Source organism: Streptomyces cupreus (assembly GCF_014257025.1).
Classification (GTDB): domain Bacteria; phylum Actinomycetota; class Actinomycetes; order Streptomycetales; family Streptomycetaceae; genus Streptomyces; species Streptomyces cupreus.
The window spans coordinates 108,817-122,484 of record NZ_JACMSF010000010.1; the positions used below are offsets into that span (position 1 = coordinate 108,817).

Below are 13,668 nucleotides of genomic sequence, written 5' to 3' on the forward strand. Positions count from 1 at the left end.
TGGGCTGGAGCTGGGAGCTTGGCTGCGCTGGGAGCAAACTGTCGGCGGACGCCTTCGGAACAGCACTTACTATTCGAGATTTCACACCGGTCTCCCATAAAGCTGTGGTCATGACAACGGAATCGATCGACCGTGGTTGTCGCCCGGTCGTGTCCGAGAGTCTTCTGTGCCTTCCGCGACGGCCTCGCCGAACCCGCGGCCTCCTGCCCGCGGGGCACAGCGGGGTGACGATGGGCTCATGCGCCACCTCGGCTATGTCGGCCGAGGCGTGTGGGTCGGCTGACGGGGGTGTCGAAGGGGGAGGTCGGAGGTGACGTCCTGAGGCATGTGGTTCCTTTCGGGAGACGGCGCGCAGAACCCCCCACCCCTGCGAGTGGGCGGCCCAGGGGGAGACCGCCCACGCACTCGAACTCGGCTTCGTGGTGCGAAAGTTGAACCGAGAAGCGGAACGAGGCTTCCCAGAGCGTAAATGACCTACACCGTGACCCGACCGTGATCTCCGTTACTGCTTATGCCTCTTGAGCTGCGTATACTCGCGCGCCCCCGACATAGGTCAGCGCCACCCGGGTCTTCGCGATCACCTCGGGCGGAGCGGCGAAGGGGTCGCGGTCCAGGACGACCAGATCCGCCAGCGCCCCCTCGCGCACCCGACCGGTGTCGTCGAGGTGGTTCACATACGCCGATCCGGCCGTGTACGCGGTCAACGCCTCGGTGAGAGTCAGGCGTTCGGCGGGCAGGAACACCGGCGCGCCGCCTGTGTCCGGCGCCACCCGGTTGACCGCGACATGGATGCCCTCCAGCGGATCGGGGCTGCTCACCGGCCAGTCGCTGCCCGCCGCGAGCGTGGCGCCGGAGCGCAGCAGCGCACCGAACGGGTACTGCCACGCGGCCCGTTCGGGCCCCAGGAAGGGAATGGTCAGCTCGTCCATCTGCGGTTCGTGCGCCGCCCACAGCGGCTGGATGTTGGCGGTGGCGCCGAGGCGGGCGAAACGCGGCACGTCGTCGGGGTGCACGATCTGAAGATGCGCCAGGTGGGGCCGCGTGTCGCTCCGTCCGTTCGCGGTGCGCGCGGCCTCGATCGCGTCCAGGGCGTCGCGTACCGCACGGTCGCCCAGGGCGTGGAAGTGGCACTGGAAGCCGAGCGCGTCCAACTCGGTGACATGCTTGGGAAGTTGCCCGGGGTCGATGAAGCTGGTGCCCCGGTTGGCGGTGGCGCAGCCGCACTTGTCCAGGTACGGGTCGAGCAGTGCCGCCGTCCCGGTCTCGGCGACCCCGTCCAGCATCAGCTTGACGGTGCCCGCCCGGAACCGGCCGTGGCTCAACGCGGCCCGTTTCTCAACGAGTTCGGGGATCTGCTCGGCCCCGCGCTCCCGGTCCCACCACAGGGCGCCGACGACACGCGCGGTCAGCGAGCCGTCGCGGGCGGCCGCCAGATACGCCTGCGCCGGGTCGTCCATGCCGAGGAAGTCCCCGACGAGCGCGTCCTGCCAGGCCGTGATGCCGAGCGCGTGCAGATGGCGCTGGGCGTGCAGCAGCGCGGCGAGCCGGTCCTTCGACGTGGCCGGGGGTGTGAGGCGTCCGACGAGCTGCATGGCGCCCTCCTGGAGGGTCCCGCTCGGCTCACCGGCCGCGTTCCGTTCGATCCGCCCGTCGGCCGGGTCGGGCGTGTCGCGGGTGACTCCGGCGAGTTCCAGGGCGCGGCTGTTGACCCACGCGCCGTGGTGGTCGCGGTTGGGCAGATACACCGGCCGGTCGGGCACGACCGTGTCCAGCAGCTCCTTGGTCGGGGTACCGCCCTCGAACGCCTCCATGGACCAGCCGCCGCCGGTGATCCACTCCCGCTCGGGATGCGCCTCGGCGTACGCGCGCACGGCGGCGACGGACTCGGCCGCGGTCTTCGCCCGGGTCAGATCGCACTGGGTGAGCTCAAGCCCCGCCGGCACGGGATGGACGTGCGCGTCCTGGAAGCCGGGCAGCAGCAGCCGTCCGGCGAGGTCCACCATCTCGGTGCGCGGCCCGGCGAGTTCGAGGACCTCGCCCCCTCCCACGGCGGTGATCCGGTCGCCGGTGACGGCCACGGCGGTGGCGGTGCGGCCCTCGGGGGTGAGGACGGGACCGCCGGTGAAGAGCAGATCTGCGTGCATATTCGGGTTCCTTGGTAGGTCAGGGGGAGTCGACGGTGGGGGGCGCCGACGCCCCTTCAGGGGCGCGGGACGGTATCGATGTGCGGCTCCGCCGCGGGCCGCGACGAGCCCCGGCGGTGCCGCAGCTGATCGACAGCGCAACCCGGCACTTTGAACGGAGCGCTCAGTGGGGTGTCGGGATGAGCTCGGCGGCCTCCGCGTCGGTGCCCTCGCCGGTACGGAAGTACGGCGACCTGCGCACGAAGCGGGCCCATACGGCGGCCAGGAAGCCGGACGTGATCATCGCCAGGGGCGTGGCCAGCAGGAACCAGCCGTTGTCGGCGCTGACTTCGAAGTGGTCGGCGGAGGTGTAGAAGGACCAGCCGAGATAGCCGCCGAGCCCAAGCAGGGCCAGCGCGCTCAGCGTGGGCAGCACCACCGCCCGCAGGCCCTGCCGCCAGTCCTCGCGCAGCAGCGAGCGGAAGCGGACGGCGGCGGCGAGGGCGGTCAGCGCGTAGGACAGGGCGACCACGATGCCCACGGCGCTCACCGTCGCCATGATCATGTCCGCGAGGCGCGGGATGACCAGGGCGAGCGTCGCGACCCCCGCCGCGAGCGCGCCGATCAGCAGCGTCCCGGCGGCCGGGGTCCCGTACCGGGGGCTGACCTTGGACCACACCGCGCCGAGCGTACGGTCCCGGCTCATCGCGAACATCCCCCGGGCCGTCGGGATCACCCCGGCCTGGAGCGAGGCGACCGCCGAGAACATCAGCGCCACCAGGGGCAGCGCCGCCATCGGCTGGGAGGCGAGACGGTCACCGAAGAACGCCAGCCCCTCAGCGCCATGACCGGCCAACTCCTCCTCGGACAGGACGCGTTGAAAGGCGACCGAGCCGAGCAGGAACAGCGCCAGCATCGTGAACAGGGTGGTGAAGCCCGCCTTGGCGGCGTCCCGGGGGTCGCGCACCTCCTCGTTGACGGTGAACGCCGCCTCGAAGCCCCAGTAGCAGAACACCGACAGCAGCAGGCCCTGTGCGAGCGCCGTCGGCGTCGGGATCGCGAACGGGTCGAACCAGCTCAGGCTGAAGCCGTGCGGTCCTGTGACGATGCCGTATCCGCAAAAGCCGAGCAGGACGGCGTACTCGAAGATCAGCAGCCAGCCCTGGAGGCGGGCGGCCTTGCGGATGCCGGTCACGGCGGTCAGGGTGACCGCGACCAGGACCACGATGCCCACCGCGGTCGTCTGCGCGGTCGAGCCCGGGTCCAGGTCGAGGCCGCCCAGCCGGTGCAGCCCGGCGTCCCCGGCCAGCTGGATGATCGCCGAGCCGGTGACCGCGGTGGTGTAGGCGAGGAACGCCACCGTCGCCACGATGCTCACCCAGCCGACCATGAAGCCGAGCCAGGGGTTGAGCGAACGGCCCACCCACACATAGCCGTTGCCCGCGTTCGGCTCGACGCGGTTGAGGCGGGCGTAGGCGCCCGCGATACCGAGCACCGGCAGGAACGCCAGCAGCATGATCGCCGGGAGATGCAGGCCGACCACCCCGGCGGTGACCCCGAGGCCGATGCCGATGCTGGTGGTGGCCGCCGTACTGGACGCAGCGATGGCGACGCCGTCGAGGACGCCGAGAGACTTGCGCAGCGCGGGTGGGTCCACGGCTGGGGGAGTGTCGGTCATGGCGGGCTCCGCTCGCACCAGGGGGCCTCGGTAGGCCCCGGTGACCGCACATGAAACTGGCCGTGCACTTCACAGGTCAACGGTGTTGTCATAAGGTGCGGCCACCCGGCCCGAGGGAGGCAACCATGAGCGACCGTGTCGTCCCGGCCGCCGCCCGGCGACGACGGCGCCCCACCAAGGAGGGCGTCGTGCTGTCCGAGGAACTGATCGTCGCCACCGCGCTGCGGCTGATCGAGGAGCACGGCGCCGAAGCCCTGTCCGTGCGCCGCCTGGGCCGCGCCCTGGGTGCCGACCCCAGCTCCCTGTACCGCTACTTCCGGCACACCGACGACCTGATGCTCGCCATCGCCGACGAGCTGATCGGACGCACCCTTCGGACCTGGCGGCCGACCGGCGACTGGCGTGCCGACCTGCGTGACCTGGGCCTGCGGATGCACGCGGGGGCGCTCGCCCACCCCCGGGCCGCCGTGCTCAGCTCCTACCGGGTGACCGGACGGGCGCACGAGATCCAGGCCGTGGAGACCATCCTCGGCGTGCTGCGGGAAGCCGGTTTCCCCGACCCCGAGGCGGTGCGCGTCTACCACGCCTTCGTCGACCAGGCCCTCGCCTTCGGCGCCCTGGACTCGGCCGGCACGGCCCTGCCGAAGGCGGCACGGGACGCCGAGAGCGCCGTATGGGAGGCGACGTACGCCCGGCTTCCCGCCGACACCCACCCGCACATCGCGGCGACCGCCCGCCATCTCGTCGCCGACATGCGGCGCAGTTCCTATCCGGCCGCGCTGGACCTGCTGCTCGGCGCGGCGGCGGCCCGGCTCGCGGAAATCCAGCGACGTACGTGATCATCCGCTGCCACACTGGCCCGCACCGACCGACGTACCGCCAGGAGGCAGTCCCCCGATGACCCCACCGCCCGCACGTCCCGCGAAGCAGCGCAAGCTCGACACCCTGCACCGCCTGGAGCACGACGAGGACCTGTGGGTCGCCACCGCCGGGGCCGACGGGGGAGCGCCCTACCTCGTGCCGCTGTCCTTTCTCTGGGACGGTGAGACGCTGCTCCTCGCGACCCCCGCCGCCAGCCCCACCGGGAGGAACCTCAAGGCCACCGGCACGGTGCGGCTGGGCGTCGGGCCGACCCGTGACGTCGTGATGATCGAGGGCACCGTCGAGACGCTGACGGTGGCCGAACTGCGCGCTGGGGAGGGCGACCGGTTCGCCGCCAGGACCGGCTTCGACCCGCGCGAACTCACCACCGAGTACCTGTACTTCCGGGTGCGGCCGCGGCGCGTCCAGGCCTGGCGCGAGGCCGACGAGCTCGACGGGCGGGAGCTGATGCGTGACGGAGCGTGGCTGGTCGCGGACTGATTTTCGCGGGCCGGGATATCCGAACGGTGGAGGGCGGCGGGGCAGTTCGGCCCCGCCGCCCGGAACCGTACGGAGGAGACATGGCACTGGTGAAAGCGGGCGTCGTGGTGCTCGACTGTGTCGAGCCCGAGATGCTCGCCGTGTTCTACAAGGAGTTGCTGGAGGCCGAGCAGACCGACGCGACCGCCAACCGCGTGGAGATCAGGGGCGCCGACGGCATCCGGCTGGCGTTCCGTCGCGACGTCAACGCCACCCCGCCGAGCTGGCCGCGCCCGGAGAACTCCCTCCAGGTCCATCTGGACTTCGTGGTGGAGGACCTGGACGAGGCCGAGCGCAGGGTGGTCGGCCTGGGCGGGCGCCCGCTGGACACCAAGGACGCCGCGGGCCCGTTCGAGGAACGCGGCTACGCCGACCCGGCCGGCCACTCCTTCACCCTGCGCCGCACCTCGTCGACGGCACCGAAGCAGGGATAGGTCAGGAGGCCGCTTCGTCCTTCTTCCCACTGGACGGCCACACGCCCGTCTTCCGCTCCACCGCCTTCGCGCCCGTGCGGTTCACGGCGCTGCGGACCACCGCGAAGATGGCGCCCTGGAGCGCGGCGGCCAGCAGGATCTCGCCCCAGCCGCGCTCCCGGTCCAGTGGATCGGGGGCGTCGTCCTCGTGCCGGATCGCCTTCCACGTCGCCTGGAAGGCGAGGCCCGCGAGCGTGCCGCCCGCCCAGCCGATCACGAACCCGAGCGGTTTGTAGGCCAGGGGGAGTTTGAGCTTCTGCTGCTTCTTCTTGGCCACGTCTGCCTCCTAAGCGGTCAGGGCCGGAACCTCCTCGGCCGCGGGCACAGGACCGGGCGGGGTGCCGGTGCCGAAGGGCCGGCCGCCCAGCCTCTCGCGATCATGCGGGCCGCGCCAACCGGACAGGTCCGGTCCGAGGGGCACGATGCCGGTCGGATTGATGCCGGTGTGCACCTGGTGGTAGTGCCGTTTGATGTGGTCGAAGTCGACGGTGTCACCGAACCCGGGCGTCTGGAACAGATCGCGGGCGTACGCCCACAGCACCGGATTCTCCGCCAGCTTCCACAAGTTGCACTTGAAGTGACCGTGATAGACGGCGTCGAAACGCACCAACGTGGTGAACAGCCGGATGTCCGCCTCGGTGATCGTGTCCCCGACCAGATACCGCTGCCCCTCCAGCCGGCGGGCGAGCAGCTCCAGCCGCCGGAACACCCCCGCGCAGGCCGCCTCGTACTCCTCCTGGTCCACGGCGAACCCGGCCGCGTACACCCCGTTGTTGACGTCCTCGTAGACCTCCGCCATGACCGTGTCGATCTCGCCGCGCGCCTTGCGCGGATACAGGTCCGGCGCCCCGTCCCGATGCAGGGCCGTCCACTCGGTGGCGAGGTCCAGGGGGATGCGCTGGAAGTCGTTGGTGACCAGCCGGCCGCTCGGCACGTCCACGATCGCGGGCACGCTCACCCCGCCCGGGGCGTCCTTCTCACGCGCGTCGTAGGCCTCGGCGAGGAAGCGGATTCCGAGGACCGGGTCGCGGCCGTCCGCGTCGAGGGTGAAACGCCAGCTGCGGTCGTCCTGGATCGGGTCGGCGACGGCCATCGACAGGGCGCCCTCCAGGCCCAGGAGCCGCCGGGAGATCACCGCCCGGCTCGCCCACGGACAGGCACGGCTGACCACCAGCCGGTAGCGCCCCGGCTCCACCGGCCAGCCGTCCCGGCCGTCGGCGGTGATCCGGTCGGTGAAATGGCTCGGGGACCGCTTGAACGACTTGTGGCCGTACGCGGCGTTGCCGTCGTCGGGCATCACGCCCCTCCTTCCTGGCGGACACCCCCCGGGTCCCCCGATTTCGCCGGCCGGCACGGTGTGATCCGCCCCTTCCCGGGCATTCGGCGAAGGTGAGCGGCGAGGCGACAAGGGCGGACCGCAGGACGCGGGTCACCGTGGTGGTGGCGCTCGCGGCCAACCTGGTCATCGCCGTGGCCAAGACCGTCGGCGGTCTGATCGCCCAGTCACCCGCGCTGCTCTCGGAGGCCGCGCACTCGGTCGCCGACAGCGTCAACGAGCTCTTCCTGCTGGCCGCGCTGCGCCGCAGCCGCCGCCCCGCAGACCGCCGGCACCCCTTCGGCTACGGCAAGGAGCGCTTCTTCTGGTCGCTGCTCGCCGCCGTCGGGATCTTCGTCATGGGCGGCTGCTTCTCCTTCTTCCAGGGCTTCGAGGCCCTCAGGAACGGCGCCGAGCACAAGCTGGAGGGCTACGTGGCCGGCATGATCGTGCTCGGCGTCGCCCTCCTCGCCGAGGGCACCTCGCTGGCCCGGGCCCTGCACCAGGCGCACCGCCAGGGCGGCGTCGCCGAGGGCGGCCTGCGCGACCCGGCCCTGCGCACCGTTGTCGCCGAGGACGGCACGGCGGTGCTCGGCGTGAGCCTCGCCCTCGGGGGCATGGCCCTGCACATGGTCACCGGCCAGGTGGTCTACGAGGCGGCCGCCTCCCTCGCCATCGGCGCCCTGCTCGTCTACGTCGCCTACCGTCTGGGCCGCGACGCCCGCGACCGGCTGATCGGCGAGGCCGCCGACCCCGAGGCGGCGGACCGGATCCGGTCGCTGCTGCGCGAACAGCCCGAGATCGACAGCGTGGAGGCGCTGTTCACCATGAAGACGGGCCTGGAGACGGCCCTGATCGCCGCCCGCGTCGACCTCGTACCGGGTCTGGACAGCGAAGAGGTCGAGGAGGTCGCGGTACGGATCAAGCGGGCCGTCGCCGACGCCGTGCCCGAGGCGGAACAGATCTTCCTGGACATCACCGACCGCGCCGCCCAGGAGGCACGGCAAAGCCCCGCCGCGACGGGGGAACGCGGCGGGGCCTGACGCACGTGTGCCCGGCGAACGGGGGTTCATGCGTCCCGGAAACAAGAATTTTCCGCGAGGGCCGTCAGTCGCCCTCGACCGGCTCCAGCACGAACACCGGAATCTCGCGCTCGGTCTTCTCCTGGTAGTCGGCGTACGGCGGATACGCCGCCACGGCACGCTCCCACCACTCGGACTTCTCGGCGCCGGTGACCTCACGGGCCCTCATCTCCCGCTTGTCCGGGCCGTCCTGGAGCTCCACCAGGGGATCGGCCTTGACGTTGTGGTACCAAACCGGGTGCTTGGGCGCCCCGCCCAGGGAGGCGACCGCGGCGTACCGTCCCGCGTGCTCCACCCGCATCAACGGCGTCTTGCGGATCTTGCCGCTCCTGGCGCCCCGGGTGGTCAGCAGGATCACCGGCAGCCCGGTGTCCCGCAAGGTCGTGCCCTTGGTGCCGCCGGAGCTCTCGTACAACTCCACCTGCTCGCGCACCCACTGGGTCGGGCTGGGTTCGTACTCGCCCTCAAGAGGCATGGCATCCGTCCCATCGTCGTGTTCCGCGCCTGACGCCCACCTACAACGCACATGCGTGCGCGTTTCATCCACCATGGTGTGCCAACCGGCCCTGCAAACCCGGCGGCAAGAGCCACGGGCGGTCGAAGCCATCAGCGTGTCGGCGCCGGCCGGCTGAGCCCCGCCGGATCGAGGACGGTCACCTCGGCACGGCGCAGCCATCGCGGCGGCCTGACCTCAGCGGGACTCCACCAGCCGCCGGGCCGCCTCCCGGGCCTCCGCGGCCGGTCGGGCGCTCCCGGTGATGCCCGCCGTGACCATGGCGCCCTCGGCCAGCAGGAACAGCGGCCCGGTCAGGTCGGCGGGCAGCCCCGCGCCCGCCACCAGGGTGCGGAGGTAGTCGCGGAACGCCCGTTTGTGCGCCCGGACTTGCTCCGCCACCCGGTCCGAGGTGGCGCCGAGTTCGCCGTAGGAGTTGATCCAGGCGCAGCCGCGGAAGCCGTCCTCGGCGAACCACTCCTCCAGCCAGTCGAAGACGGCCGGGATCCGCCGGGCGGGGTCCGGTTCGCGGTCCACATGAGCGGCGAGGCGGCCGCGCCAGCGTTCATCGCGGCGCTCCAGATAGGCCTCTACCAGCTGTTCCTTGGCGGGGAACAGCTGGTAGAGCCGCTTGAGGGAAACCCCGGAGGCGCCGCGGAGCTCGTCCATGCCGACCGACTGGATGCCCCGGCCGTAGAACAGCTCCTCCGCGGCGTCCAGGGCCCGTTCCCGGGCGGTTGCGCTGTCCATGTCCGGCCACTCCCTGTTCCGACGGCTCCTTGACGCGAGAACGTGCGTTCTCATACCGTACGGATCGTAGCGGAGAACGAACGTTCTCCCGTAGTCAGGAGGCCGCCATGACCGACCGCCCGCCCCTGCCCCCCTTCACCCGCGAGTCCGCCGCGCGGAAGGTGCGGGCCGCCGAGGACGCCTGGAACACCCGCGACCCGCACAAGGTCGCGCTCGCCTACTCCGAGGACTCCGTCTGGCGCAACCGCGACACCTTCCTCGCCGGCCGCGCCGAGATCGTCGAGTTCCTCACCGCCAAGTGGGCCCGCGAGCGCGAGTACGCCCTGCGCAAGGACCTGTGGGCCTTCGACGGCAACCGCATCGCGGTCCGCTTCCAGTACGAGTCCCGCGACGCCGACGGCCAGTGGTGGCGGTCGTACGGCAATGAACTGTGGGAGTTCGACGAGTACGGGCTGATGACCCGGCGGGAGGCCAGCATCAACGACGTCCCGATCGAGGCGCACGAGCGCCGCATCCTCGGCCCGCGCAAGGAGGAGCCGCTGCCCGTTCAGTAGGGTGCGTGGATGAGCGAACAGGCCGGAAAACCCTTCCTCTACGTCGTCGTCTGCGCCGCCGGAATCGCCGCCGGCGTGGGCAAGCTCATCGGTGCCGCGCAGGAGCGGGGCTGGGAGGTCGGTGTCATCGCGACGCCCGTCGCGATGAACGGCTTCTTCGACACGGCCGCCGTCGAGGCGCTCACCGGCCGCCCGATCCGCTCCGCCTGGCGCACCCCCGGCGATCCGCGGCCCTTCCCGCCGCCGGACGCGGTCGTCGTCGCGCCCGCCACCTTCAACACCGTCAACAAGTGGGCGCAGGGCCTGGCCGACACCCTCGCCGTGGCCACCCTGTGCGAGGCCCCTGGCCTGGGTGTCCCGATCGCCGCCCTGCCCTGTGTGGCCGACGCGCTCGCCGCCCATCCCGCGTACCAGGAGAGCCTGGCCCGGCTGCGCGGGATGGGCGTCCGCTTCGGCGAGCCGTACTCCGGCGATCCCCAACCGGACGGCGGTCGGCCGGAGTTCGGCTGGGAACGGGCGCTGGACCTGTTGGACATGCGCTAGGGGTCACAACTGGCTGATTTGTGCCCCTTGGTAGGGGCATGCCGACGTCTGCCGTCCGATTGCAAGAACCGTCAGAAAGTTTCTTCAACTTCTTGCAGTCGAAGTCGATCACTGTTTAACTCAGGCGCTGTTGATCGCAGTTGACGGCCAGCCGGTGTGCTCACCGGCCGATCCAAGGAGTGTCGTGACGGCGCAGACTCCTGTTGCCGAGCCCGGAGTCCGAGGCGACGACGGAGGTTTCACCCTCCACGCCCCGGAGGGGACCGCGTATCGCGTGGACCTGACGAACGATGTGCTCTCCCCGTACAACCCGCTGCTCGCGCGGTACTGCGAGGGTCGTCGTGTCGTCGCCTTCGTCGGCCCGACCGTGGAGCGGCTCTACGGCCGGAGCCTGCGCGCCTATCTGGCCGCCCGGCTCGCACCGGACAGCTGGAGCGTCGTCGTGCTGGCCGGCGGTGAGGACGCCAAGACCATGGACACGGTCGAGGAGATCTGCGCCCGGGCCAAGTCGGCCGGTCTCGACCGGCGCGGTGTGATGCTGGCCGTCGGCGGCGGCGTCACCTGTGACCTCGTGGGCTTCGCGGCGGCGATCTACGCCCGGGGCGTGCGCTACATCAAGGTCAACACCACGCTGGTCGGCCAGGTCGACGTGGGTGTCGGGGTGAAGACCGGGGTCAACGCCCTCGGCACGAAGAACATGCTCGGCGCCTATCACCCCGCGCACGCGTCGATCAACGACCCAGGTTTTCTGAGGACGTTGACGCCGCGTCACATACGGTGCGGGCTCGGCGAGACAGCCAAGATGGCGATCATCAAGGACGCCCTTCTCTTCCGGGTCCTGGAGGAGTGCCCGACCGTCTTCCAGGAGCCCTGTCCGACGCCGGACTGGCTCCTCGACGCGGGACTCGGAGGGCGGGGCGTCGAGGACTACGTACTGCGCACCTCCATGGCGTCGATGATGGAGGAGCTGTGCCCCAACCTCCGCGAGCACGACCTGGCCAGGCTGGTCGACTTCGGGCACACCTTCGGGCCGGTCATCGAGACGGCCAGCGACTACCGCGTCGCGCACGGCGAGTCGGTCGCCATCGACATGGCCCTGTCCACTCAACTCGCCCGCGTCCTCGGTATCGTCGACGCCGACGACTGCGAGCGCGTCATGCGGCTGATCGCCGGGCTCGGCCTGCCCCTGCACGACCCGGGGACCTGCACCCCCGAGCTGATGGACCGCGCCCTGAAGGCGTCCTGGGAACGACGGGGCCGCCGTCTGCACCTCGTGGTGCCCGACGGCATCGGCTCGGCGGTCTTCGTCGACGACCTCGACGACATCCCGCCCGCGGCGCTGGAGGAGGCGCTCCGGGCCCTCTCCGTCCGCGCGTCCGCGCTGCCCGAACCGCTGGTCGACTCGTACTGAGCCGCTCCGGGTTCCGGCCCGATCCACTTCGAGTCCCGGCCCGAGTCACTCCCCGATCCGGGCCGATCCGCCGGTGAGCCGCGCCCAAGTCCTCCGCGTCCCGAGCCGCCGACGCCTCTTCTTCCCCTGCCCTTTGGAGCCGCGCCGACATGACCTCTGCCCAGCCGTCCGAGCCCACGCGGACCCGCATCAGCAACCTCCACGACGGGCTTCTGCGCGAGGTGACCGGCGATCACGGCGGCAATGGCACGATCCTGGCCCACCGGGCCTATCGGCGGGAGGGCGCCCGCGCCACCGTCGCCTTCATCGACCTGGTCGTCCTGCCTCCGCACACCTCCATCGGACTGCACCGCCACGCCGACGACGAGGAGACCTACGTCATCCTCTCCGGCCGGGGCCGCATGACCCTGGACGGCGAGGAGTTCACCGTCCGGACCGGGGACGTCGTACCCAACCGCCCTTACGGAGAACACGGGTTGGCCAACGACTCGGAGGACGACCTCGCCCTGCTCGTCTTCGAGATCGGCCCGCTGGAGGGCGCCCGATGACCGGCCCGCTCCAGGAGGAGCTGCTGCACCGTGAGGCGCAGCGGCTCGCGCCCGGCGCCTCCGAGGAGTCCGCCCTCGGCCGTCGTGTCTTCGGTGAGGGCCGCGGCGCGGTCCTCACCGACCTGGACGGCAACCAGTACATCGACCTCGCCGCCGGCACCCTCACCCAGTCCCTCGGCCACTGTCATCCGGAGGTCGTCGCCGCGCTGACCGAGCAGGCGGCACGGCTGTGGAACGTCCACGACTTCGCCACCGCCGACCGCGCCGCCCTGTGCGACCTGCTCGCCGAGCTGCTGCCGGAGCACCTCGACACCTACGGCTTCTTCTCCACCGGCGCCGAGGTCGTCGAGGCCGCCCTGCGCACCGTCCAGGCCGTCGCCGAGCCGGGCCGCAACCGGATCGGGGCGCTCAGGTACGGCTTCCACGGCAAGACCCAGGGGGCGCGGATGCTCGTGCACTGGGACATCGGCAACCAGGCGTTCGCGGGCAACAGCGTCCTCGGCTACTCCCCGTACTGCTACCGCGGCCACGTCCCGTTTCCGGGTTGCAGCCAGAACCCGCCAACCGGCGCCAGACTAGACGGCCAAGATGGGTCGCTGCCTGTCTTCGCACCGGCTAGTGACGGGAGCCGGGGGAGCCCGGCGTATTCGTGTCCCGCCGCATGAAGATTCCATCGACCTGAAACATCTCTCCAGATCGAGGGCTCTCCGTCACACACTCGACGCTCGCGACTCGGAAGCCGAGGTGGGTCACGTACTTGATCATGTCGAAAAACACCGGCGATCCTTCCCAGAGGGGCACCAGGGAGAGCTCAAGCTCGATCGCAAGCGCGCGACTGAGGGCGCGCGGCGCCCCTTCAAGTACCTCGCGTTCGTACCCCTCGACATCGAGCTTGAGATATAGCCGAGTGTCAGGAGCGAGTCCGGCGATCTCCTGATCGAGGGTCTCCACAGTGACTTCCTGCGTTCCGACTTGCTCCAGCACGGTGGGGGTCGTGATTGGGCGCGATGACGGTTGGAGCAGCGAGCTGGCGCGACTATCGCCGAGCACGTGGATCTCCGCAATGTGGCGACGACTTCCAAGCGCGATGTTTCGGCAATGCCATCGGGGATCGCGCGCCGCATTCCGCGCTAGCTCTTGGAAGCTCGCAAGGACCGGCTCGAAGGAAATGATGTCTCCCTGAAACCCAGCCTGGCGCAGCCCGATGGCGTATTGCCCGACGTTGGCTCCGACATCGACCACCGCATCGATGTCCATGTAAGCCAGCATTGCCGCTCGTCTGAGTGTCGGGGACAAC

Annotated in this window: 16 protein-coding genes; 9 read left to right on the forward strand and 7 right to left on the reverse strand. The window is 70.9% G+C overall.

Translation table 11 applies throughout. The annotated features are described in order from the left end of the window. Nucleotides 1-509 precede the first annotated feature (509 nt). Together H4N64_RS12305 and H4N64_RS12310 are read right to left on the reverse strand one after the other, a co-directional pair. Nucleotides 510-2,144, reverse strand: coding sequence for an amidohydrolase (locus H4N64_RS12305; protein ID WP_186282290.1), 1,635 nt, complete (start codon nucleotides 2,142-2,144; stop codon nucleotides 510-512). Between the two features lie 163 nt (nucleotides 2,145-2,307). Continuing rightward, nucleotides 2,308-3,801, reverse strand: a complete 1,494-nt coding sequence (locus H4N64_RS12310; protein WP_186282291.1) for an APC family permease — start codon at nucleotides 3,799-3,801, stop codon at nucleotides 2,308-2,310. Between the two features lie 125 nt (nucleotides 3,802-3,926). Between H4N64_RS12310 and H4N64_RS12315 the strand changes: the two genes are divergently transcribed. The 3 genes from H4N64_RS12315 to H4N64_RS12325 all read left to right on the forward strand — a co-directional run bounded on the left by H4N64_RS12315 (nucleotide 3,927) and on the right by H4N64_RS12325 (nucleotide 5,636). Beyond that, a complete protein-coding gene (locus H4N64_RS12315; protein ID WP_186282292.1) occupies nucleotides 3,927-4,640 on the forward strand; it encodes a TetR/AcrR family transcriptional regulator in 714 nt (237 codons plus the stop codon). A 58-nt stretch (nucleotides 4,641-4,698) separates the two neighbouring features. Then, nucleotides 4,699-5,163 (forward strand): pyridoxamine 5'-phosphate oxidase family protein, encoded by a 465-nt coding sequence (locus H4N64_RS12320; RefSeq protein ID WP_186282293.1) that lies wholly within the window; start codon nucleotides 4,699-4,701, stop codon nucleotides 5,161-5,163. Between the two features lie 80 nt (nucleotides 5,164-5,243). Then, nucleotides 5,244-5,636, forward strand: coding sequence for a VOC family protein (locus H4N64_RS12325; protein ID WP_186282294.1), 393 nt, complete (start codon nucleotides 5,244-5,246; stop codon nucleotides 5,634-5,636). A gap of 1 nt (nucleotide 5,637) precedes the next feature. On the opposite strand, the gene H4N64_RS12330 is transcribed toward H4N64_RS12325, so the two are convergent. Both H4N64_RS12330 and H4N64_RS12335 read right to left on the reverse strand, forming a co-directional pair. Then, nucleotides 5,638-5,952, reverse strand: coding sequence for a DUF4235 domain-containing protein (locus H4N64_RS12330; RefSeq protein WP_186282295.1), 315 nt, complete (start codon nucleotides 5,950-5,952; stop codon nucleotides 5,638-5,640). 9 nt (nucleotides 5,953-5,961) lie between these two features. Further along, entirely contained in the window at nucleotides 5,962-6,972 is a 1,011-nt protein-coding gene (locus tag H4N64_RS12335; RefSeq protein WP_186282296.1) for a glutathione S-transferase family protein, read from the reverse strand. A gap of 92 nt (nucleotides 6,973-7,064) precedes the next feature. On the opposite strand from H4N64_RS12335, the gene H4N64_RS12340 reads away from it, so the two are divergent. After that, the gene (locus H4N64_RS12340) at nucleotides 7,065-8,033 is read left to right on the forward strand and encodes a cation diffusion facilitator family transporter (RefSeq protein WP_186282297.1); all 969 of its coding nucleotides are present in this window, start codon (nucleotides 7,065-7,067) and stop codon (nucleotides 8,031-8,033) included. Between the two features lie 64 nt (nucleotides 8,034-8,097). Here H4N64_RS12340 and H4N64_RS12345 read toward each other — a convergent pair whose 3' ends face one another. Then, nucleotides 8,098-8,547 carry a nitroreductase family deazaflavin-dependent oxidoreductase gene (locus H4N64_RS12345; RefSeq protein WP_186282298.1) on the reverse strand — a complete coding sequence of 150 codons (450 nt, stop codon included), beginning with the start codon at nucleotides 8,545-8,547 and terminating at the stop codon, nucleotides 8,098-8,100. Nucleotides 8,548-8,763: 216 nt separating this feature from the next. Beyond that, a complete protein-coding gene (locus H4N64_RS12350; RefSeq protein ID WP_186282299.1) occupies nucleotides 8,764-9,315 on the reverse strand; it encodes a TetR/AcrR family transcriptional regulator in 552 nt (183 codons plus the stop codon). Nucleotides 9,316-9,422: 107 nt separating this feature from the next. Here H4N64_RS12350 and H4N64_RS12355 point away from each other — a divergent pair, with 107 nt between their 5' ends. From H4N64_RS12355 to H4N64_RS12375, 5 genes are all read left to right on the forward strand, one after another. Then, the gene (locus tag H4N64_RS12355) at nucleotides 9,423-9,869 is read left to right on the forward strand and encodes a nuclear transport factor 2 family protein (RefSeq protein WP_186282300.1); all 447 of its coding nucleotides are present in this window, start codon (nucleotides 9,423-9,425) and stop codon (nucleotides 9,867-9,869) included. A gap of 9 nt (nucleotides 9,870-9,878) precedes the next feature. Next, nucleotides 9,879-10,412: a flavoprotein gene (locus H4N64_RS12360; RefSeq protein ID WP_186282301.1), complete on the forward strand. Its 534-nt coding sequence runs from the start codon at nucleotides 9,879-9,881 to the stop codon at nucleotides 10,410-10,412. A gap of 184 nt (nucleotides 10,413-10,596) precedes the next feature. Continuing rightward, nucleotides 10,597-11,823 (forward strand): 3-dehydroquinate synthase family protein, encoded by a 1,227-nt coding sequence (locus H4N64_RS12365; RefSeq protein WP_186282302.1) that lies wholly within the window; start codon nucleotides 10,597-10,599, stop codon nucleotides 11,821-11,823. A gap of 149 nt (nucleotides 11,824-11,972) precedes the next feature. After that, complete coding sequence (locus H4N64_RS12370) at nucleotides 11,973-12,371, forward strand: cupin domain-containing protein (RefSeq protein WP_186282303.1); 399 nt, start codon at nucleotides 11,973-11,975, stop codon at nucleotides 12,369-12,371. Next, on the forward strand, nucleotides 12,368-13,036 hold the full coding sequence (locus H4N64_RS12375) for an aminotransferase class III-fold pyridoxal phosphate-dependent enzyme (protein WP_260859681.1): 669 nt from the start codon (nucleotides 12,368-12,370) through the stop codon (nucleotides 13,034-13,036). The genes H4N64_RS12370 and H4N64_RS12375 overlap by 4 nt, the downstream gene beginning before the upstream one ends. On the opposite strand, the gene H4N64_RS12380 is transcribed toward H4N64_RS12375, so the two are convergent. After that, complete coding sequence (locus tag H4N64_RS12380; RefSeq protein WP_186282304.1) at nucleotides 12,987-13,628, reverse strand: FkbM family methyltransferase; 642 nt, start codon at nucleotides 13,626-13,628, stop codon at nucleotides 12,987-12,989. The genes H4N64_RS12375 and H4N64_RS12380 overlap by 50 nt on opposite strands. Between the last annotated feature and the right edge of the window lie 40 nt (nucleotides 13,629-13,668).